At 52.6% G+C, this 21,004-nt stretch carries 17 protein-coding genes and 1 riboswitch; of the genes, 2 read left to right on the forward strand and 15 right to left on the reverse strand.

The window, feature by feature from the left end:
- Positions 1 to 20 precede the first annotated feature (20 nt).
- Positions 21 to 1,670, reverse strand: a complete 1,650-nt coding sequence (pgi, locus tag GZ59_RS19080) for a glucose-6-phosphate isomerase (RefSeq protein ID WP_039293916.1) — start codon at positions 1,668 to 1,670, stop codon at positions 21 to 23.
- A gap of 183 nt (positions 1,671 to 1,853) precedes the next feature.
- Positions 1,854 to 2,046: riboswitch (Lysine riboswitch) on the forward strand.
- A 114-nt stretch (positions 2,047 to 2,160) separates the two neighbouring features.
- Here pgi and lysC point away from each other — a divergent pair.
- Positions 2,161 to 3,537 carry a lysine-sensitive aspartokinase 3 gene (gene lysC / locus GZ59_RS19085; protein ID WP_039293920.1) on the forward strand — a complete coding sequence of 459 codons (1,377 nt, stop codon included), beginning with the start codon at positions 2,161 to 2,163 and terminating at the stop codon, positions 3,535 to 3,537.
- A gap of 346 nt (positions 3,538 to 3,883) precedes the next feature.
- Here the strand turns inward: lysC and GZ59_RS19090 are convergent, their stop codons facing one another.
- Positions 3,884 to 5,530, reverse strand: coding sequence for a Na/Pi cotransporter family protein (locus tag GZ59_RS19090; protein WP_011095477.1), 1,647 nt, complete (start codon positions 5,528 to 5,530; stop codon positions 3,884 to 3,886).
- Between the two features lie 307 nt (positions 5,531 to 5,837).
- Here GZ59_RS19090 and GZ59_RS19095 point away from each other — a divergent pair, with 307 nt between their 5' ends.
- A complete protein-coding gene (locus GZ59_RS19095; RefSeq protein WP_011095478.1) occupies positions 5,838 to 7,292 on the forward strand; it encodes a DASS family sodium-coupled anion symporter in 1,455 nt (484 codons plus the stop codon).
- Between the two features lie 71 nt (positions 7,293 to 7,363).
- Here GZ59_RS19095 and foxA read toward each other — a convergent pair whose 3' ends face one another.
- The 13 genes from foxA to GZ59_RS19160 all read right to left on the reverse strand — a co-directional run bounded on the left by foxA (position 7,364) and on the right by GZ59_RS19160 (position 21,004).
- Positions 7,364 to 9,469 (reverse strand): ferrioxamine B receptor FoxA, encoded by a 2,106-nt coding sequence (gene foxA, locus GZ59_RS19100; RefSeq protein ID WP_011095479.1) that lies wholly within the window; start codon positions 9,467 to 9,469, stop codon positions 7,364 to 7,366.
- A 192-nt stretch (positions 9,470 to 9,661) separates the two neighbouring features.
- Positions 9,662 to 10,618 (reverse strand): helix-turn-helix transcriptional regulator, encoded by a 957-nt coding sequence (locus GZ59_RS19105; RefSeq protein ID WP_011095480.1) that lies wholly within the window; start codon positions 10,616 to 10,618, stop codon positions 9,662 to 9,664.
- Between the two features lie 517 nt (positions 10,619 to 11,135).
- Positions 11,136 to 14,819: a methionine synthase gene (gene metH / locus GZ59_RS19110; protein ID WP_011095481.1), complete on the reverse strand. Its 3,684-nt coding sequence runs from the start codon at positions 14,817 to 14,819 to the stop codon at positions 11,136 to 11,138.
- Between the two features lie 249 nt (positions 14,820 to 15,068).
- Positions 15,069 to 15,461: a Mor transcription activator family protein gene (locus GZ59_RS19115; RefSeq protein WP_011095195.1), complete on the reverse strand. Its 393-nt coding sequence runs from the start codon at positions 15,459 to 15,461 to the stop codon at positions 15,069 to 15,071.
- On the reverse strand, positions 15,458 to 15,880 hold the full coding sequence (locus GZ59_RS19120; protein ID WP_011095196.1) for a gp16 family protein: 423 nt from the start codon (positions 15,878 to 15,880) through the stop codon (positions 15,458 to 15,460). Before GZ59_RS19120 ends, GZ59_RS19115 begins: the two co-directional genes overlap by 4 nt.
- Complete coding sequence (locus GZ59_RS19125) at positions 15,858 to 16,058, reverse strand: hypothetical protein (protein ID WP_011095197.1); 201 nt, start codon at positions 16,056 to 16,058, stop codon at positions 15,858 to 15,860. Before GZ59_RS19125 ends, GZ59_RS19120 begins: the two co-directional genes overlap by 23 nt.
- Positions 16,055 to 16,495 (reverse strand): hypothetical protein, encoded by a 441-nt coding sequence (locus GZ59_RS19130; protein WP_011095198.1) that lies wholly within the window; start codon positions 16,493 to 16,495, stop codon positions 16,055 to 16,057. The genes GZ59_RS19125 and GZ59_RS19130 overlap by 4 nt, the downstream gene beginning before the upstream one ends.
- Before the next feature lie 10 nt (positions 16,496 to 16,505).
- Positions 16,506 to 16,805 (reverse strand): nucleoside triphosphate pyrophosphohydrolase family protein, encoded by a 300-nt coding sequence (locus GZ59_RS19135; protein ID WP_011095199.1) that lies wholly within the window; start codon positions 16,803 to 16,805, stop codon positions 16,506 to 16,508.
- Between the two features lie 90 nt (positions 16,806 to 16,895).
- Positions 16,896 to 17,480: a DUF3164 family protein gene (locus GZ59_RS19140; protein WP_039295283.1), complete on the reverse strand. Its 585-nt coding sequence runs from the start codon at positions 17,478 to 17,480 to the stop codon at positions 16,896 to 16,898.
- Positions 17,481 to 17,516: 36 nt separating this feature from the next.
- Positions 17,517 to 17,786 carry a hypothetical protein gene (locus GZ59_RS19145; protein WP_011095201.1) on the reverse strand — a complete coding sequence of 90 codons (270 nt, stop codon included), beginning with the start codon at positions 17,784 to 17,786 and terminating at the stop codon, positions 17,517 to 17,519.
- A gap of 27 nt (positions 17,787 to 17,813) precedes the next feature.
- Positions 17,814 to 18,071 (reverse strand): phage-like protein, encoded by a 258-nt coding sequence (locus GZ59_RS19150; RefSeq protein ID WP_011095202.1) that lies wholly within the window; start codon positions 18,069 to 18,071, stop codon positions 17,814 to 17,816.
- A 2-nt stretch (positions 18,072 to 18,073) separates the two neighbouring features.
- Entirely contained in the window at positions 18,074 to 19,225 is a 1,152-nt protein-coding gene (locus GZ59_RS19155) for an ExeA family protein (protein ID WP_011095203.1), read from the reverse strand.
- Positions 19,226 to 19,234: 9 nt separating this feature from the next.
- A complete protein-coding gene (locus GZ59_RS19160) occupies positions 19,235 to 21,004 on the reverse strand; it encodes a DDE-type integrase/transposase/recombinase (RefSeq protein WP_011095204.1) in 1,770 nt (589 codons plus the stop codon).

The following is a 21,004-nucleotide window of genomic DNA, read 5'->3' on the forward strand; positions in this document are numbered from 1 at the left end:
AACAAAGGGCACAGGCCCGATTAGTTACGCCACGCTTTGAAGCGGTTGATCAGCCCGTTGGTGGAACTGTCATGGCTGTCGATCGTACTGTCACTTTCCAGCTCTGGCAGAATACGGTTTGCCAGTTGCTTACCTAACTCCACGCCCCACTGATCGAACGTGAAGATGTTCAGGATCGCGCCCTGAGTAAAGATCTTGTGCTCATACAGTGCGATCAACGCGCCTAGGCTGTATGGCGTAATGTCGCGCAGCAGGATGGAGTTGGTCGGACGGTTGCCTTCAAAAACTTTAAACGGCGCAACGTGTTCCACCTCTTTTGCACTTTTGCCTGCCGCCGTAAATTCCGCTTCAACAACCTCACGGCTCTTACCAAACGCCAGCGCTTCCGTCTGCGCAAAGAAGTTCGACAGCAGTTTGCTGTGGTGATCGCTCAATGGGTTATGGCTGGTCGCTGGCGCAATGAAATCACACGGAACCAGCTTGGTGCCCTGATGAATCAACTGGTAGAAAGCATGCTGGCCGTTCGTACCCGGTTCACCCCAGATAATCGGCCCAGTCTGGTAATCCACCGGATTACCGTTGCGATCGGTAGATTTCCCGTTGGATTCCATATTTCCCTGTTGGAAATAGGCAGCAAAGCGGTGCATGTATTGGTCATACGGCAAAATCGCTTCGGTTTCTGCACCGAAGAAATTGTTGTACCAAATGCCGATCAGCGCCAGCAACACGGGCAGGTTTTTCTCCGCAGGGGTGGAAGCAAAGTGCTTGTCCATCGCATGCGCGCCGCTAAGCAGCTTTTCAAAATTATCAAAGCCCAGAGAAAGAATGATCGACAACCCAATCGCCGACCACAGGGAGTAGCGTCCGCCGACCCAATCCCAGAATTCGAACATGTTGTTGGTATCGATACCAAATTCGCCGACGGCTTTCGCATTGGTAGACAACGCGGCAAAGTGCTTGGCAACGTGTTTCTCATCCTGCGCCGTTTTCAGGAACCAGTCGCGCGCGCTATGCGCGTTGGTCATGGTTTCCTGCGTGGTGAAGGTTTTAGAGGCAACAAGGAACAGCGTGGTTTCTGGGTTCAGCGGCTTCAACGTTTCAGCAATATGCGTGCCGTCAACGTTGGAGACAAAGTGCATGTTGAGGTGGTTTTTATAAGGCTTCAGCGCTTCCGTTACCATGAACGGCCCCAGATCGGAACCGCCGATACCAATGTTAACCACATCGGTAATCGTTTTTCCGGTATAGCCTTTCCACTCACCGCCGATCACGCGTTCGCTGAAATCTTTCATCTTCGCCAGCACCGCGTTGACTTCCGGCATCACATCCTTGCCATCCACCAGAATCGGCGTGTTGCTACGGTTACGCAGGGCAACGTGCAGAACGGCGCGATCTTCCGTGCGGTTGATTTTCTCTCCCGCAAACATGGCGTGAATCGCCGCAGGCAGGTCAGTTTCCCGTGCCAGCGCGTGCAGTTTTTCCATGGTTTCCGCCGTGATGCGGTTTTTGGAGTAATCCACCAGCATCTGATCGTCGAACGTCGCGGAAAAATGCGCGAAACGGTCGCTATCCTGCGCAAACAGCTCGCTGATTTTCACGTCTTTCATCGCGTCAAAATGGGTTTGTAATGCCTGCCAGGCAGCAGTTTGGCTTGGATTGATATTTTTCATAATGCGACTTTCTCTCTAAGCATGAGTTCAAAGTGACTGAATCGATTGTATCCCTTAAAATCCCAATTGAGATCCCTTTTCTTGCTAAATGCGGTTCATGACCTGTAGTTTACTGACAGATTGTTTATTGACAGAAACCGCATAACCCGTTATTTCTAACACCGTACTTGCACACTCGGTGTGCAAGCCAGAAGAGGCGCGTCGCCCAGGTAAGATATCGGAGGAACCGTAATCCGCTGATGATATCCGAGGGGGAGCGACGCCGAGATGCGGTGAAATACGGCTTTCACCCTATCGACTACAGAGGCTGAATCCTCTGGGTTGTCACCGGATTCGTCCTGATGGACGTCCAGCAAGGTGGAGCGCTTCTGGGTGTATCGTAGTCATTTTCTACGCCTGCCCCCTACTTCTGCTCTCCCCCTGTGCCAAGGCTGATTAATGGAATGCTGTTTACTGAAAACAGCCTACCCCTGACACGAGGTTTTTTGACATGTCTGCAACTGAAGTATCCGCAAACGCGAACGCTACCGTTATTGCCAAATTTGGCGGCACCAGCGTCGCGGACTTTGACGCCATGAACCGCAGCGCTGATGTGGTGTTATCTAATCCAAATGTACGCGTTGTGGTGCTGTCGGCATCGGCTGGCATTACCAATTTATTGGTCGCGCTCGCAGAAGGTCAAACTCCAGAAACGCGCGCTGAACATCTGGCGAAGATCCGCCAGATTCAATACGCCATCATCGACAGGCTGACCAATCAAAGCGTTATTCGCGATGAGATTGACCGCATGCTAGACAGCGTCACCACGCTGTCTGAAGCAGCAGCGCTGGCTACTTCCAATGCGCTAACCGATGAACTGGTCAGCCATGGCGAGCTGATGTCCACCTTGCTGTTTGTCGAAATTTTACGCCAGCGTGATGTCATTGCAGAGTGGTTTGATGTGCGCAAAATCATGCGTACAGACGATCACTTTGGCCGTGCGCAGCCGGATTGCGACGTGCTGGGTGAGCTGACTCGTAGCCTGTTGCAGCCGCGCCTTGAACAAGGTCTGGTGATTACTCAGGGCTTTATCGGCAGCGAAGCGAAAGGCCGCACGACCACACTGGGCCGTGGTGGTAGCGATTATACTGCGGCGCTGCTAGGCGAAGCGCTCAACGTCAACCGGATTGATATCTGGACCGACGTTCCCGGCATTTATACCACCGACCCACGCGTGGTGCCGACGGCGAAACGCATCGATCAAATCATGTTTGAAGAAGCCGCTGAAATGGCAACATTTGGCGCGAAAGTCCTGCATCCAGCCACGCTGTTACCTGCGGTTCGCAGCGACATTCCGGTGTTCGTCGGCTCCAGCAAAGATCCGGCTGCTGGCGGTACGCTGGTGTGCAATAAAACCGAAAATCCACCGCTGTTCCGCGCGCTGGCGCTACGTCGTAAGCAAACGCTGCTCACGCTGCACAGTCTCAACATGCTGCACACACGCGGTTTTCTGGCCGAAGTGTTCAGTATTTTGGCACGCCACAACATCTCCGTTGACCTGATCACAACGTCAGAAGTCAACGTCGCGCTCACGCTCGATACGACCGGCTCCACCTCAACGGGCGGCAGTCTGCTGTCCAGCGCCTTGCTGACCGAGCTGTCATCGCTATGTCGAGTCGAGGTTGAAGAGAATCTGTCGCTGGTCGCGCTGATCGGCAACAAGCTGTCTCAGGCCTGTGGCGTAGGGAAAGAAGTGTTTGGCGTGCTGGAGCCTTTCCGCATTCGCCTGATCTGCTACGGCGCCAGCAGCAACAACCTGTGCTTCCTGGTACCTGGTGACGACGCCGAGCGGGTGGTGCAGACGCTGCACCGCAGCCTGTTCGAGTAAATTATCTGTCTCTTAGTCACGTTTTATGTGAGCGCGAATTTTGCCCCTATCCGGCGTCAAAAATTATGCTGAGGAGATAGCAGGCTTAGGATGAGCCGCATGGACGCGGCGAAAGCTTGCGCCACGTCGGGAACGTGACGCAAGTGGTCCATTAAGCCTGATATCGACGAAGGCACCGCGTCAGCGGCATAATTTCCGCCGAAAGCCTAGGGGTCACAGGGCGAGCGGCGATTGAGCCGCCCCGTGTCGGGCGTGTGCTACGAAGTAGCATGGAATGGCAATATTGTGGCGCACGAAACCGTCTCTTAGTCTGCATAAAGATGACTGTCACCTTCCCCCGAAGGGATCACAATGTCAGCGGTGATTCTTCGCGATCTTCGTCCCCATCCTGCTGCACAATCAAGACGTTGTACGCCACCGCGCAGAACAGGGAGTTCAGTCGATTCATGTCCCCAAGCAAGCTCAAATGGAGCGAACTGGTTTCCAGACTCTGTACGTTGTGCTGATGTAAGCGGTCGACATGCGCATGGGCATAACGGCGGTTCATAATGCGGAAGCGGTGTTTAGCACGGCGCAGGCGTTTCGCACTGGCGACGTCCTCCGACAGGAAAACCGACAGCCCCAGACGAAGATTCGCCAGCAGCTGTTCATGCAATTGGTTCAACTCTTCCAGCCCCTGTGCGGAAAACGCCATACGTACACCAGATGAATGATTGGCGATGTCATCAGCCATGCGTTCGATAATATCCCCCGCTTGTTCCAGATTCAGCGCCACTTCAATCACCTCAGCCCAGCGTCGGGAATCTCGTTCATCCAACCCGTCCTTCTGAATCTGCGCCAGATAGAGCTTAATCGCGGTATAAAGGATATCGACATCATCATCAAGCCGACGAATCTCCCGCCGCTGCATATGGTCGCCCTGCAAGACTTCGCGGTACAAACGCAGCATCTGCTCCAGCACATCGCCAATTCGCAGCGTTTCTCGCGCGGCATTGGTTAGCGCCAACGCCGGTGTATCCAGTGAGCTGGTATCCAGATGACGAGGCTTCATCTGGAGGTCGACCTGTGGCGAGTCAGCAATCATCGCGCAGGACAGGCGTGCGACCACGCCGGTAAGCGGAATCAGCAGCAGGCAACGAATCAGGTTGTAGAACAGGTGGAAGTAGATCACCAACTCTTCAGCGCTTAACGGAATGCGCGTCAGCCAGCGCGAAAGCGGCTCAACCAGCGGCAGCACGACCAAACAGCCTATCAGCTTGAACAGCATGCTGCCGAGCGCCACGCGTCGACCTGCCGCATTCTGCGTCGAGGTGTTCATCATCGTCAGTAATCCGCTACCCAGATTGGCGCCGATGACCAGACACATCGCCACTTCCAGCGAAATCACGCCGCTTGCCGTCAAGGTTGCCGTCAACAACACCGCCGCCAGGCTGGAATAGGTAATCACCGCGAATAGCGCGCCAGCCAAAGCATCCAGCATGACGTCGCCCGTCAATGACGAAAACAGTACCTTCACGCCCGATGTTTGCGTGATCGGGGCCGCGGCAACGACAATCATTTCCAGCGCCAGCAAAATCAGCCCAAGCCCAATCGCCACGCGACCAATCTGGCCGACTCGCATCTGTTTACGGCTGAGGAAAAATACCACGCCAAAAAAAATCAGCAGCGGAGAAAGCCAGGACAGATCGAATGTCAGAATTCGCACCATCAGTGCCGTACCGACATCCGCCCCGAGAATAATCACCAGCGCAGGCGTTAATGCCACCAAGCCCTGTGAGACAAAAGAGGTGGTCAGCAAAGCGGTCGCATTGCTGCTCTGCACCAACGCGGTTACGCCAATGCCGGCCATAAAAGCCAATGGTTTTTTCTCAACGCTATCGCTGAGAACCCGCCGTAATTGAGTGCCATAAACCCGCATGATACCGGTACGCACAATGTGAGTGCCCCACACCAGTAACGCAATTGCAGAGAGGAGATTCAACAGTGTTAACAAAAAGTCCGCGCCTCCAGTTAAACCATGATTTGATGAAATACAGTGTATTGATGAGGTAATGAACAACCATCTTACCAGATGTTGGCTGGCGGTACTGCGAGTCAGCCCGCGTCAGAGAAAAATCACGTAACATCAATTAATGATTAAAGTTAATTAACTGACAATATTTAAAAAACAGAATCCAAATCAATAAGCCGACAATTTCACCTCATGCCTTTCCCCGTTAACGCTATGCTCTTTTTTATCGCTATAACCATTATGGGTTAGATATCCGTACAACCCTGCTGATCCCGATTAAGGAAAATGGATGAAGACCAAAACCTCGTATGGACTGAACTGGCTCGCGATGATCGTTATCCTTGTCATCGCCGCTTTTTTTTGGCAAATGGAACCCCCAGCAGGCCTAAACCCCGCAGCCTGGCATTCCGCCGTCATTTTTGTGGCAACAATCGTTTGCATTGTCGCTAACGTTCTCCCGATTGGGGCTATCGGTATTATCAGTATCACGCTCTTTGCCCTGACGTACGCAGCGGGTGATAAAACGGCCAGCGGCGCGATACAAACTGCACTCAGCGATCTGAACAGCTCGTTAATCTGGCTAATTGTTGTGGCCTTCATGATCGCACGCGGCTTTATCAAAACGGGGCTGGGCCGCCGCATCGCCTTGCAGATGATTCGCCTACTTGGGAAGCGCACGCTCGGACTGGCTTACGGTCTGGCCTTTGCCGATCTGGTGCTTTCTCCCGCGATGCCGAGCAACACTGCACGCTGTGGCGGGATTATTTATCCCATTGCCGATTCGCTGTCGCGCAGCTTCGATTCCAAGCCGGAAGACGCGTCGCGCAGTAAAATTGGGACCTTCCTAATCACCTGTATCGGTAACGTTAACGACGTGACGGCGGCAATGTTTATGACCGCCTACACCGGCAACCTGCTAGCAGTAAAACTGGCAGCCAACGCAGGCGTTACCATTACCTGGGGAAGCTGGTTTCTGGCGGCGCTCGTCCCCTGTTTGATCTCTTTAGCGATTGTCCCGCTGCTCGTTTACTGGCTGACCAAGCCAGAAATTCGCCATACGCCGGATGCGCCAAAATTGGCCGTCGCTGAGTTGGCAAAGATGGGTAGTATAAGTCGTGGCGAATGGCTCATGGCATTCACCGTTATCCTGCTGCTGGTGCTGTGGATTTTTGGCGACCGCTTAGGTGTGGATGCCACGACCGCTTCATTCGTCGGGCTTTCCTTCCTGCTGCTAACCGGCGTACTAAGCTGGGAAGACGTGAAGAACGAGAAAGGTGCCTGGGATACGCTGATTTGGTTTGCCGCCCTGCTGATGATGGCGAATCAGTTGAAAAAGCTCGGCTTCACTAACTGGTTCGGCGATCTCATCGGCAGCAATATTGGCCATTTGATGCAGGGAACAAGCTGGGTATTGGTGCTGCTACTGCTGAACGCCGCCTATTTCTACACCCACTATTTCTTCGCCAGCGGCAATGCGCAGATCGCCGCGCTTTTTGCAGTGTTCCTCGGTGTCGGGATCAATCTGAACATTCCAGCCGTACCGATGGCGTTCATGCTGGCGTTTACCAGCAGCCTGTACTGCTCGCTGACGCAATATACTCACGCTCGCGGCCCAATCCTATTCGGCGCTGGCTACGTGCCCACCGCCGTCTGGTGGCGCACTGGCTTTGTCGTCAGTCTGGTGAATCAGGCGATCTTTATGGGAGCGGGTTTATTGTGGTGGAAAGCCATCGACCTGTATTGATCGCTAGCTAATAGATGATGTGAAAAAGCCGAGTTTCCTCGGCTTTTCATTTTATCGCCACAAGCACACTATCAGAATGAATAAGAAACGCTGCCGACCACACTGCGCTCTGCACCGAAGTAACAGAACTCCAGCGAGTTACAGGCCGCTACGTAGCGTTTATCGGTCAGGTTGTTGACGTTAAGCTGTGCACTCAGTCCTTTCAGACCCACCTTCGAGAGGTCGTATCCCACCGCCATATCCACCAGCGTATAAGAAGGCAACGTATGGGTATTGGCACGATCGGAGGTCACACCGTTCACGTAACGCACGCCGGAGCCAATGGTCAGGCCATCCAGAGGACCGCTTTTCACATCATAGCTGGCCCAAGCGCTGGCCTGATTGCGTGGCGCATACACCGCACGTTTTCCTTGCTCAGCTGCACTGCTTTTCTTGTAGCGAATATCCGTATAGGTATAAGCCGCTTGCAGACGCAAGTTATCAGTAATATGGCTCACTGCCTCCAGCTCTACCCCTTCCGATTCGATTTCACCAATGGAACGGTAAGGGTCGTTAGGCTGAACTTTTGTCGCCACATTTTTCTGATTAATACGGAACACCGACAGGCTGTACTGATCCTGAGAACCTTCAGGTTGATACTTCATCCCTGCTTCCCACTGCTTGCCTTTCATTGGATCCAGCACGTTACCGTTATCATCGGCGAAACTGGTCGGCGTAAAGGCAGTGGAATAGCTGACATACGGCGCAAAGCCGTTATCAAACAGATAGAGTAAGGCGGCACGAGAGCTAAAATTGTTTTTATCCAACTCGCTGCGTGTCCCTTTGGTCTGGTCAATGTGGGTCACTTTCACCTGATCGTGGCGACCACCCAACGTTAAGCGCCAGCGCTCCCAGCTCATTTGATCCTGTACATAAATGCCCGTTTGTTGCAGCTTGTGTTTTTCCAACGTGCCAGACATTGCTGTTGGTCCAGAACCGTAAACGGGGCTAAAAGCATCAATTGCCGGGAATGAGCCAGAAGGCCAGTCCACGTCATTGTGGCGTTGCTGATAATCAATCCCCACCAGCAGACGGTGGTTGACCGCGCCAGTATCCACGCTGCCATCGAGCTGATTATCTAACGTTAATGCGGACAGCGATTCACGGGAACCCGAGTAGTAGCGAGTCAGCGTATCGGCGCTCGGCTGCGTCCAACCATAGGCGTACACCTGATCCAAATGGACTTTGGTACGCAGGTAACGCAGCTTTTGACGCACTGCCCAGCCGCTATCGAAACCATGCTCAAAGTTGTATCCCACCATGTTTTGCTTACGGTCGTATTTCTCATAATTCTCTTCCCCTTCATAGAAGGTATTAGAGATTTTCCGCCCGTTATGCGCCACCACAGTGCCTTCATACGGTAAACCTGAGTGGCTACCGCCTTCAGGATCGCGTTGCAGGTAAGCCATCAATTCCAGACGCGTCTTGTCGGAAATCCGCCACAGTAGGCTAGGCGCGATCGCATAGCGCTCTTCTTTGGTTTTTTTGAACTGCGTATCGGCTTCGCGCACGATCCCGCCCAGACGGAACGCAAACCGCTCGTCATCGTCCAGCGGACCGGTAACGTCAAATGCCGCACCGCGCTGCGCATTATTGCCCGCAAACAGTTTAATCTGGCCGCTGCGTTCGAACGATGGTTGACGTGAATTCAGCGCCACAATCCCGCCCGGTGAAGAACGCCCATAGAGTACGGACGCTGGGCCTCTGACCACTTCGATACTGTCAAGAAACCACGGATCGATAACCAGCGAGCTATGGGAGTTGGTATCCCCCATCATCTTCAGGCCGTCGAGATAGACGTTATCCAGACTGCCGTCAGAAAAGCCGCGCAGTACCATGTAATCAAAGCGGTTGGAGGCACCAATCTGGTTGTTGAACACGCCCGGCGTATAGCCAACTGCCTGACGAACGCTGGTCGCCCCTTGCTCCTGAATCTGATCGCGCGTAATGATAGAAACGGCCTGAGGAGTCTCAATATCGGGCGTTTCCAGCTTGGTCGCACCGCGTTGCATTTGAGACGTCACGACTAACGTATCGCCCTGAGAAGGGGAGGATGGCGTATCCTGCGCGAGTGCCGACACAGTGAATCCACTGGTGAAACAGCCAACCACCAGCGCCAGCCGCGTTTTTCTAAACATGGGAATCTCCACAGACCTTATTATTGTAAATAAGAATTATTACTGTTTTTGGTCTAACGATAGCTATGCGCAGTGACGGCTTACGTATGCGCAATGACAAAATGGGAACTCAGCGGGAAGACGCGCGGCGGGCAGCAAAGTGGCAATGCCTGGCGTAAACAAGGGTCAATGCATTGATTAAGAAAGGGAGTGTTAGCTGGCGATGCGCGCATCGCTCGGTGCAATGCCGTAACGTCGCCGGAAAGCCGTAGCAAAGTTGGTCGCATGCTGGTAACCCGACATCCAGGCGGCCTGCTGAACGCTATATCCCTGCGCCAGATAGCGTCGGGATAGCTCCAACCGGCAGTCACGCAGATAGTCAAAGACAGAATGACCATATACCTGACGAAACTTGGTACGCAGGCTACTGGTGCTCATCGCAGCCAGTTGCGCCAGTTCATTGAGGGTGTACTCTTTTTCAGGCTGTTGCGCCAGAAGTCGCCGAACATTCTCCAGCCGATCCTGTTCGCCGGGCGGGGGCAATATGCGTCGCTCTCCCCCACGTTGCCCAAATGACAAACCATGCCCCAGCAGTTGTAGCATCACCCCTTCCAGCATAAGCTGGCGCGATAATCCCGGCGTGGTGTTTTCAAGCGCATGTTGTAACCCAGATAACAAATAGCCGGGAACCTGCCATAAAAAGGCCGGATTACCGCTCTGCTCCCATTCGTTCAACAACAAGCCCAACAGCGGTTCCAAAGCAAAAGTCGCGGGGAAAATTCCCAGAGACACGGTACGGAGATGGTGATCTGCAAGGTGGCTGGCGTTCATGACGAGCGGCTCGCCCAACCGGGTGCTGAATGCCATACCAGACCGCACGACAAACTCTTTACCATTCAGGCGCAGCGCGACGCACCCTTCCAGCACCACCAGCGTATAAAATGGGCAGCAGTGTAAAGACGTTGATTCGTAAGGCTGCAACACGCGCACGTTAGAGTTCGTCAGGCAAATACCGGAGGATAACGTCATCTCTTCGACATCGCCCTGCACAACGATACGCTTTTCTTTCGTACGATCGCGGCAAGATGACAGCTGCGGGAAATGGTAGTCAATCCCGTAACGTTCACCGATTTCGAAGAAATCCTCAATGGAAAAGAGTCGTTTTAACATGAGCCTGGAAGATACCCTCATCCTGTTTAACGCCCAGAATCAGGCCTGCGGTTATCGGGAATAGCGTGGAATAAAAACAGAAAAGCACTTTCTGCTTAATTGATACTCACCTTACCATTACCATGAAATCGCATCAATAAGACTGATAAGTATTCTCATTGATGTGTATTCTAAATCCTGAACACCTTCGCTCGCGTAGGTAAGGTTCTCTGACTGGCATCAGAAATCATGCTGAGGTATCAGTGAACGCCGAGTGAGCGACAGGACGTCGCGAAAGCCAGTGCCGCGTAGGGAACGCGTCACTGGCGACTCGATAAGCGTTCAATGATTCCGAAGGCACCGCGTAGCGGCAGGATTTCAGCCAATAGCCTGGGTACATAGGGCAAGCGGCGTTTGAGCTGCCCTATGTCGGGCGTGGCGTATTCGTCACAAAATATAACCTTTGCCCTCACGCCCGAAACGCCACCAGTCATGCATAACTCAGACAACAATATCTGTAAGCACCTTACTCAATCACTTAATCCGCATCATAGCCAAGATTCGGCGCCAGCCAGCGTTCAACCTCACCCACGTTCATACCTTTACGCACCGCGTAATCCTCTACCTGATCGCGTTGGATTTGCGCGACGGCAAAATATTTACTGTCGGGGTGGCTGAAATACCAGCCAGATACCGATGCGCCCGGCCACATGGCATAGGATTCGGTTAGCTTCATGCCGGTATGCTTTTCCACATCCAACAGTTGCCAGATTTGTACTTTCTCCGTGTGGTCTGGACAAGCCGGATAGCCTGGCGCAGGGCGAACACCCTGATAATTCTCACGAATCAGCAGCTCATTACTGAGGTTCTCATTCGGCGCATAGCCCCAGTAAACCTTTCGCACACGCTCATGCAGGTATTCCGCAAAGGCTTCCGCCAGACGGTCAGAGATCGCCTTCACCATGATCTTGTTGTAATCATCGTGCTGCGCTTCCCACAGATCGGCCAATGCATCCTCCTCCAGCCCGCCGGTCACCGCAAAGGCGCCCAGATAATCCGGCTTGCCACTGGATTTCGGCGCAACAAAATCGGACAGACAGTAGTTAGGGAAGTCGGGTTTTTCCGTCTGTTGACGCAGATGATGGCTGACTGACAGCACCGTTTCACGCCGTTCATCGGTATAAATCACCACGTCATCCCCAACACGGTTCGCCGGGAATAAGCCAACCACGCCACGAGGATTCAGCGCACCGCGCGCGGACAAATCGTCCAGCATCGCGTTAGCATCAGCAAAAAGGCGCTTGGCTTCTTCCCCCACCACGTCATCTTCCAGAATGCGGGGATACTTTCCAGCCAGCGACCAGGTCATAAAGAATGGCGTCCAGTCGATGTAGTTGCGCAGCGTTTCGATGTTAGCCGTTACCGCCTGCACACCCGGCCGATGTGCAATCGGCGGCGTGTAGTTTTCCCAATCCAGATCTGAGGCATTAGCGCGAGCCGCCTCTAACGTCACGGGCGGCGTTCTCGGCTTTTTACGCGCGTGCTGAATACGCACGGTTTCGTATTCTTTACGGGTACGCGCAACAAAGTCGCCATACTGCGTACTAGACAACAGAGCCGACACCACACCAACAGAGCGTGAGGCATTCTGCACGTAGACGGTCGGGCCGCTGTAGTTCTGCTCAATCTTCACAGCGGTATGCGCTTTAGAGGTCGTCGCGCCGCCAATCAATAGCGGCAGCGTAAAGCCCTGACGCTCCATCTCTTTCGCCACGTTGACCATTTCATCCAACGACGGTGTAATTAGCCCAGACAGCCCGATGATATCGACCTTCTCTTCACGCGCGGTCTTCAGGATTTTATCCGTCGGCACCATCACGCCCAGATCGATAATTTCGTAGTTGTTACATTGCAACACCACGCCGACAATATTCTTACCGATATCGTGAACGTCACCTTTTACCGTCGCCAGCAGGATTTTCCCAGCAGATGAACCTTTGTCTTTACTGGCATCAATGTAGGGTTCGAGGTAAGCCACCGCTTGCTTCATCACACGGGCAGATTTCACTACCTGCGGTAAAAACATTTTGCCTGCACCGAATAGGTCACCGACGACGTTCATACCATCCATCAGCGGACCTTCGATAACCTCGATCGGTCGTGACGCCTGCTGACGTGCTTCTTCTGTATCCAGCTCGATAAACTCGGTAATGCCTTTAACCAGCGAGTACTCCAGACGCTTCTTCACATCCCAGCCGCGCCACTCCGCCTGCGTTTTACTACCTTCATCTTCCGTTTTGCTACCGCGATATTTTTCCGCCAGTTCGAGCATGCGCTCGGTAGCATCGCTGCGACGGTTAAGGATCACATCCTCAACCGCATCACGCAGCTCAGCAGGAAGATCGTCATAGATCGCCAACTGACTGGCGTTCACGATCCCCATGTCCATACCATTGCGGATCGCGTAATACAGGAAGACGGCGTGGATCGCCTCACGCACCAGATCGTTGCCACGGAACGAGAACGACACGTTAGACACGCCGCCGGAGATCATCGCATGCGGCAGTTGCGCCTTAATATCTGCACAGGCTTCGATGAAATCCACCGCGTAGTTGTTGTGCTCGTCGATCCCCGTTGCCACGGCGAAAATGTTCGGGTCGAAAATAATGTCTTCCGGCGGGAAACCGACCTCTTCCGTCAGGATGCGATACGCCCGGCGACAAATTTCAATTTTACGCGCTCGGGTATCAGCCTGTCCGACTTCATCGAAAGCCATTACCACCACGGCTGCGCCATAGCGCCGCACCAGCTTAGCGTGATGGATAAAGGCCTCAACGCCTTCCTTCATAGAGATCGAGTTAACAATGCCTTTGCCCTGAATGCATTTGAGCCCTTTCTCAACCACATCCCATTTTGAGGAGTCGATCATAATCGGCACACGGGCGATATCAGGCTCACCGGCAATAAGATTCAGGAAGCGGGTCATCGCCGCTTCCGCATCCAGCATACCTTCATCCATGTTGATATCGATGATCTGCGCGCCACTTTCCACCTGCTGACGGGCGACATCCAGCGCTTCGTTGTATTTCTCTTCTTTGATCAGACGCTTAAAACGTGCAGAACCGGTAACGTTCGTCCGTTCCCCCACGTTAACAAACAGGGTGTTGGCATCGATAGTCAGCGGTTCAAGACCGGATAAACGACAAGCCACCGGGATCTCCGGCAGCTTACGCGGCGGCACGCCTTCCACTACTTTCGCCATCGCGGCAATGTGTGCAGGCGTCGATCCACAGCAACCGCCGACGATATTCAGGAAGCCCGATCGCGCCCATTCTCCGATATGTTTCGCCATATCAGCAGGATCCAGATCGTATTCCCCGAAGGCGTTAGGCAGCCCCGCATTTGGATGTGCGCTCACATAGCATTCTGAAATACGGGATAGTTCGGCGACATACTGGCGCAGCTCATCCGGCCCCAATGCACAGTTCAGACCGAAGGAAAGCGGGCGGGAATGACGCAGGGAGTTATAAAAGGCTTCTGTGGTTTGGCCAGATAACGTACGTCCTGATGCATCCGTGATCGTGCCAGAAATCATCACGGGCAATACGATCCCTAACGCCTCAAACTCACTTTCGACGGCAAAACTCGCCGCTTTAGCATTCAACGTGTCGAAAATGGTTTCGATCATGATCAGATCGACACCACCGGCGATCAGTGCGCGAGTGGATTCACGATACGCTTCGACCAACTGATCAAAACTGACGTTACGAAACGCAGGATCGTTAACATCGGGGGAGATCGATGCGGTGCGGTTCGTCGGGCCAAGCACACCGGCTACATAGCGCGGCTTATCCGGCGTTAATGCTGTCCATTTGTCTGCGCTGGCACGCGCCAGCTGGGCGGCGACGGTATTGATTTCCGCCGACAGCGATGCCATATCATAATCCGCCATCGCGATGGTGGTGGAGTTGAAGGTGTTGGTTTCGAGAATATCGGCACCGGCTTCCAGATAGGCGTTGTGAATTTCACTAATCACCTGCGGCCTGGTCAGCACCAGCAGATCGTTATTTCCCTTCACATCGCTCGGCCAGTCAGCAAAGCGCTCGCCACGATAATCTGCTTCCTGCAGGCGATAACCCTGGATCATGGTACCCATACCACCATCCAGCACCATAATGCGTTGCGCCAACTGACGCCGCAATTCATCTACCCGATTACTCACGCGAACCCCATTCCCAGCCAATAAATACGATATATATTGCGTCTATCCTAGCATAAGTTATGAACACCCTAACGAGAGGCAGCATGATGATTAGAAGTGAGATAAATAATACAGAGTCTGCGAGATAATTGTGGGACTACGTGGGGTGAACAGGGAAGAGATTGGATGGTAATTGTAATTCTCTTACAGTATGTGAAAAAACAGGCCGGACGAAAAATTTAGTAATCCTTCTGTTCGGCCTGTGAAATTTTACTCCCCTTGCTGTGGTTCGTCATCAAATTCACCATCATCAAACAGGCGTCTCTGCAGCCTGTCTGTCTCAGACTTTCTGACGCGTTTAATCACGCTGTAAACCCACTGTAGGGAAACGCCATACTTACGTGCCAGGTCATGATGATTACGGCCATTAAAGTCGTTGAAGATGTCGTGGTCGCGCTGAGAGATACGCCATAACGTTCCCATAGGAAAGTAGACGCTTTGCCCACCCCACACCTGCATCATGCGGCTGGCCACTGCCTCTCCGATTTGTTCAGCGATAGCAGTGTCGATCTCGACAACCTCCTTTATTGTGCTTGTAGTATGCTGCGCCAGTTCCACCAATAGCTCAGGCCCTTTGCTGCGGAAATTATTGCCGTTGTTCATTCTGGCTTCCTTACGCGGCGTTGCCACTGCTTCAGCTTCTCAATAATGATGCTGGCCTGTTCTGAATTCAGCCATTGCAGGCTATCAACGCCTGTTTCACGTTTTACCCAACGCGCCAGCGCTGCTTCAGAACGGTCACGAATGATGCCTGCATCAGCCATTTCTAACCATAATGAGCGGATTTTTCGGGACTGGGGAGAATCATCCAATGGACGAGAGCTGTTAGCCTTTTTTGCCGCTTTGATCTTAAACCCGCGTTTCTTCATGGCACTCAGCACATTATCTAACTGCGGGACTGTCATGTCCCGCGTAGATGTTTTGCCTGTAACGGTGATTAGCAACTGGCGATAGGTATCATCGTCCAGTTGCAGATCGCGTTTGGCTATATGGATCAACTTAATCAGTTGATTCTTTGTCATCGCTTTCCTCCCGCCAGACTTCGCCGCACAGCAATATGGCTTCAGGGCGGCGTTCATGGATAGCATCCAACACTAACTGGCATGACTCTTGGTTCAGATAGATGTCATCTGACACAGGCATTGCATCGCAGAAATCAGTACCGCAAGCCGATACCAGTAATACGAAACCAATAATCATGCGTCACCTCCGCAGGCAACAGTAATACCATCGCGCTTATTCGCTTTTGGCTTGCACCACTTTAACCATGCCTCTAATGCCTCCAGTGCAGCATCACCATCCGGCTCTTCGGGTACGCCGGGAACTAGCAGTTTGCCAGTACTTTCCCCCTTACCGTGGCGGGCAACAACTTCCAGCCAGCCTTTTAATGCGTGTTTTGGCCCTGTAGCTATCTGAATAACGCCTGAGCCATCTGCCTTATCTGTAGGCAACATATCGCCTATCTCAATAAGACCGCTGGCCCAGCACCATGCAACCTGTGGCGTGAGATCGTAATAGTTTTTGCCATCACAACGCGGGCAGACCACATCATAAATTGGGAAAGATCTATTTTTGAAATTGCGCTTTTCTAACCGTTCTGATGTCAGATGTTTATGACGGCAACGAGTGCATTTCACCGGTATATCTTTATTTGTCGCCGACATATTTCACCTCAAGCCTCTCAGCCAGTCGTTTTAATTTATTGTGCTTTGCCAGTTCGATTAACTTATCCATGCCATTCAGCCGGAACTGTTCGATCATGATCTCAACGTCGGCCATTTCCTCCGCTAAAGCGACCTCGTTACCGAGGCCGTTCAGGTTACGTGATGCGGCAGCACCTAACTCTGCTGCTTCTTCGATAAGTTTTAGCGTCTGAGACTCAGGGCCAAAGTGCTTTAACGCCATGCTATACAGCGTTGATCTATTGTGTGCAATACCTTTAATCATGTGCTCTCCGAATAGTGGTTATGCTGAATTACGCGTGCAGGATTCCCCGGCGTTGACGCCGAAATAAAAGCAAATTTCATTTTTTAATAATTAAATGGCAGCGATATCTAACGGGATATTAACCAGTTTCCCTGACTCGTCTTTCTTTCTAAAATTGATATACGTTTTCGATACAGCGACCAGTAACGATTCTGAAATTGCTTCCATCGCTTTTTTCCAGCGCTCGTCGTCAATTTTTACCCTGCGCAGAGACAAAATACGGGTGGTACTGAGATTGCCTTCTTTATCAACCTGAAAGGCATCAGAAATCAGCGCCAGCAGCTTTTCGTCGGCTCCTTGTGACCACTCCTTAACACATTCATCAATCAGTTCTTTTGCAATGTGTAACTCTGGCCCGAATGTCAGTGATTCCTGCACCTTGATAGTGATCTGCTTGTTGCCGTCAAAGCTGGAGAACGTCACGTTGCCTTTTACACCACCGCGAGTACGGCCATACTTCTCTGCTACCAAGTCCATGAATGCGTAGCACTCATCAAATGAGTGTTTTTTGAAATCACCCAAATCGGCGCTTTTGATCTCTGCTGACGCAACGCCGTCATTTACAAATGCGTCCATTGCCAGATCGTAATCAGAGACGTGGCTAATTGGAACTAACCGACCTTTGCGATCGGTCATGTATTCAGTTTTATTAATTTCCACGTTTATTTCCCCTCAATGTAATGACTCAGACCAGATAATACGGCACCCATGCTGCTCAAATTCCCCTTGTCGGAATCGACCATTGTTATTCACACCATTCAGCACATAACGCGCCACGCCGTTTTCAATCAATTTTGCACAGTGGCCATTTCTGGCAATACGGATAACCGGTTGACTACCCTTGAGCATTACACTGTGAACCGTCGCATTCATGGCACGTAATGCCGTCATAACGGCTTGCACGTTGGATAATTGCTCGTCAATATTCAAAACAGACGTCATATTTCAGCCCTCCAGAATATAAGGTGATCAGTGCAGTTCCCGATGAGTACGCATCATTTTGCTATAGATTTTCATCCCTGATGAATTGAGCTGCTTCACCAGTTTTGTATTTGCCACACTAATTGCGTTGGCAATCTCAGATTTAATCATTGTCGCCAGTAGCTGTGTCACGACGAGATCGTCCTTATCATTCTCAAACGAAATACTAATAGACTGACTGAGTTCTTGATTTTCTTTCACCTGTGCAGCAGGCAGCGGTTGTACAGAAATAATGATTTTGGCCACCGTTAAACCCCCTTAACCACATCAGCATTAACCACTGGCACACCAATCTCAGCGGCCAGATTCATTGCCGCAATCACCAGATTGGAAACGGCCAGCGGGTACAATAGGCTGACGTTCTTTCTGCCGCCGAGATTGCTGCTGAGACGTCCGCGAATAGCTTCAATCGCGCTGCCGTCCATAATGTCGGTTAGCTTCTTGCCTGTGCGCTCGACTTTAAACGTCAGAAACGCTTCCAGACTGTTATCCAGCGGCAGCAGCTCGACCACTTCACAGCGCTGGACAACCTCGCGCACCTCCATATTACGTTCGCTCAACTTGACGGCTAACTCCGGCTGACCAATCAGCACGATAGACAGCAGCTTCTTAAACCCACTTTCCAACTCGTAAAATCGCTTCAAATGCTTCAGCGTAGGGATCGGCAGGCTATGCGCTTCTTCAATCACCAGAACGTGACTGTAGCCCGCATTGCTGCTGTCTTTTAGTACGCGGTGCAGTTGGCGATAGCGTGCTTCTTGCGACCGTTTCACGCCTTCCAGCGGGGCGATAGTGTTGATGATCGCCTCGGCAATCGCTGCGGCTTTCAGCGTCTTACCTTTCACATCATTGTCCTCCATAGCAATCACATACGGCTCAATGACGATAACGGGCGCGTTCTCGCGATTGATGCGTTCGATAAGGTCGCGTCGCAGCGTCGATTTACCCGCACCAGACTCGCCGATAACCGCCATCAGCCCGCCATGTTTCGCGGTCTGATACAGTGACTCACGCACATAGCGGCTATCCGGCGTAGTAAAAACGTCTTCCGCGCCCTGAATGGCATCATCGGAAAATGGGTCACGGAACAGCCCGAATGCCTTTTTTGTTGCTGGAAATAACACCTGTTTTTTGAGTAACATGTTTTCCTCCGTTGTGAGGTCTGTTGTATCTGCTGTGCGGGATGTGCCGTCCTGCACAGCATCAAAACTACGTTGTGTTTCAATACCATTAGCCGACAGAAAGGCTGTCAGACGCTGGCGAATTTCCCCGGTGTTGGTGCGTGGCCACTGGTCGTGATTAACAATCTGTGCCAGCGTGGCCTCTGACACAGCGATATGTCTGGCGACAACGGCCTGCGAGAGCCGTGCCTGTTTTAACTGTTGTTTCAGTACCAGCATGTTCCCCCCTTAATTCCCGTTGACGATATTGATGACATTGCCGGAAACCGGCGTCAGCAGCGCATCGACAGCCTCATCCAGTTGTTCTTCCAGCACGCCAGCGGGATAAAGCTGAACCAACTGGTGAAAGTGTCCGGCTGTCCATGTCTGGTTACGGGCTGCAAACCGCTCACGCAGCGCCTTAGCTGCTTCAACTTGCGTCAGTGGTCGCTGTTCGATACGCGGGCTACGTACATCAGACTCCGTGCCACGGCGTGGCATAAACGCAGGTAACGTGGTGTCATCAATGTGTTTGTATGGGTCAAGTTTGCCGCCGAACGGCAACGCCTTCGCTTTACGTTCCGCTGCCGCATCCGTAGCGTTATCCGTTCCCGTCACTAACTGTTCAATTTCTTTCGCTGCGGTTTGGGCTGGCGTATCGGCGTGTGATTTGTAGCTTTCGCCTATCACTGCGGCAGAATCGGCAAAGCCAAATTCATTTTTGGTGACTTCATCGATCAGGAAGAAGGTGTCGTGGCCATCTTCACCAGTCAGCACCACTTGTGCGGCATCTGTACGCCACGGATTTCGGGTGATCAGCAACTTCTCGCCGACCATCACGCCGGGTACGGTAGACACATCGTATTCAATGCCACGGAACGATACGCGCAGCTTCGGTTTGACCTTGCGCTCTTCCGGTGTAGCGACGGCCAGTTCGCGGCAAACCTCAATAGACGGTGCTTTCACTAGCTGTTCGGCGTTGATTTTCAGCCAGATATCGGTGCGGGTCTGTCCGTGGCGGCTATGAACGGCGGTAGCGTTGAAATGAGAACGCCATTTCACGGCCAGTGCATTCAGCTCTTCCAGGCTATGAACCGGTTGGAACTTAAGGCCCGGCTCCAGTTTGCGTTCGATGATGTCGCGGGCCTTCTCAACGCTGCCTGTTGAGCGTGCCGCATGGGCTTTATGCGCCTTCAGATCGATACCCAATGCACGGCACAGGTTTTTTGTCATGCTTGCGGTGTTGGCAGAACCGGGATCGAGATACAGCAGCTTAGGCACGCCGTGCAGCACGTCCGCGCCTCCGCGCTCTTGCAAGGCGTTGATGAGCACAGAGCACAGGTTTTCGCCAGATTCAGCGCCCATCACATACTCGACATAGATCCAGCCGCTGGTGTGGTCAGTGATTTCATAGCTCCAGACGCGGTCACTGGCGATACGTGCCACATTGGCCGGTTTGTTCTTGTAGAACTTCGCGCTGTCCATCACCTGTAAGCCCTTATGCCCGTTGCTCAGGTAATAAAGGGTGCAAAGTGAGGCGTCGATTTCCCACACATGATTAGGATGCAGACTGGCCAACTCGGTAACGGGCGCTGGCTGGCTTAACTGATCGGGATGCAGGCCATAATTGCGCAGAGCGCGGCTGATAGCGGTCTCTGACAGGGCATAAAATTCGCCCGTGGTTTCATCAATACGCCCGGCAGCGATCATGTCGTTTGCCCGTAGTGTTTCGACTGCGTCAGCGATGGAATACAGACGTTTGCCGTTTTTACGGGTTGCTTCCATCAACGTAGCGGAAATCATGGCGGCTTCATCCCGCGTCAAGGCACTTTGCCCGGCATCGGCACGTTTTTTGCGTTTGTCAGTCACGGCAACCTCCTTTAACTTGCGTAGCAACGTGGCGCGAGATAGCCCTAGTTCAATACAGGCGGCGTCATAGATAGCGCCGCGTTCGCCATGCCCGGCCTGCCGTGCGGCGCGGGCTACAGCCACTAATCGTTCTGTCAGGGCGGCACTCAT

Origin of the sequence: Pectobacterium atrosepticum, assembly GCF_000740965.1 — a bacterium.
In the GTDB taxonomy this organism is placed as follows: domain Bacteria; phylum Pseudomonadota; class Gammaproteobacteria; order Enterobacterales; family Enterobacteriaceae; genus Pectobacterium; species Pectobacterium atrosepticum.

Coding starts and splice junctions, on each gene's coding strand:
- pgi (WP_039293916.1), bottom strand. CDS start 1,670: ATGAAAAATATCAATCCAAGCCAAACTGCTGCCTGGCAGGCATTACAA.
- lysC (WP_039293920.1), top strand. CDS start 2,161: ATGTCTGCAACTGAAGTATCCGCAAACGCGAACGCTACCGTTATTGCC.
- GZ59_RS19095 (WP_011095478.1), top strand. CDS start 5,838: ATGAAGACCAAAACCTCGTATGGACTGAACTGGCTCGCGATGATCGTT.
- foxA (WP_011095479.1), bottom strand. CDS start 9,469: ATGTTTAGAAAAACGCGGCTGGCGCTGGTGGTTGGCTGTTTCACCAGT.
- GZ59_RS19105 (WP_011095480.1), bottom strand. CDS start 10,618: ATGTTAAAACGACTCTTTTCCATTGAGGATTTCTTCGAAATCGGTGAA.
- GZ59_RS19115 (WP_011095195.1), bottom strand. CDS start 15,461: ATGAACAACGGCAATAATTTCCGCAGCAAAGGGCCTGAGCTATTGGTG.
- GZ59_RS19120 (WP_011095196.1), bottom strand. CDS start 15,880: ATGACAAAGAATCAACTGATTAAGTTGATCCATATAGCCAAACGCGAT.
- GZ59_RS19125 (WP_011095197.1), bottom strand. CDS start 16,058: ATGATTATTGGTTTCGTATTACTGGTATCGGCTTGCGGTACTGATTTC.
- GZ59_RS19135 (WP_011095199.1), bottom strand. CDS start 16,805: ATGATTAAAGGTATTGCACACAATAGATCAACGCTGTATAGCATGGCG.
- GZ59_RS19140 (WP_039295283.1), bottom strand. CDS start 17,480: ATGACCGATCGCAAAGGTCGGTTAGTTCCAATTAGCCACGTCTCTGAT.
- GZ59_RS19145 (WP_011095201.1), bottom strand. CDS start 17,786: ATGACGTCTGTTTTGAATATTGACGAGCAATTATCCAACGTGCAAGCC.
- GZ59_RS19155 (WP_011095203.1), bottom strand. CDS start 19,225: ATGCTGGTACTGAAACAACAGTTAAAACAGGCACGGCTCTCGCAGGCC.
- GZ59_RS19160 (WP_011095204.1), bottom strand. CDS start 21,004: ATGAGTGCCGCCCTGACAGAACGATTAGTGGCTGTAGCCCGCGCCGCA.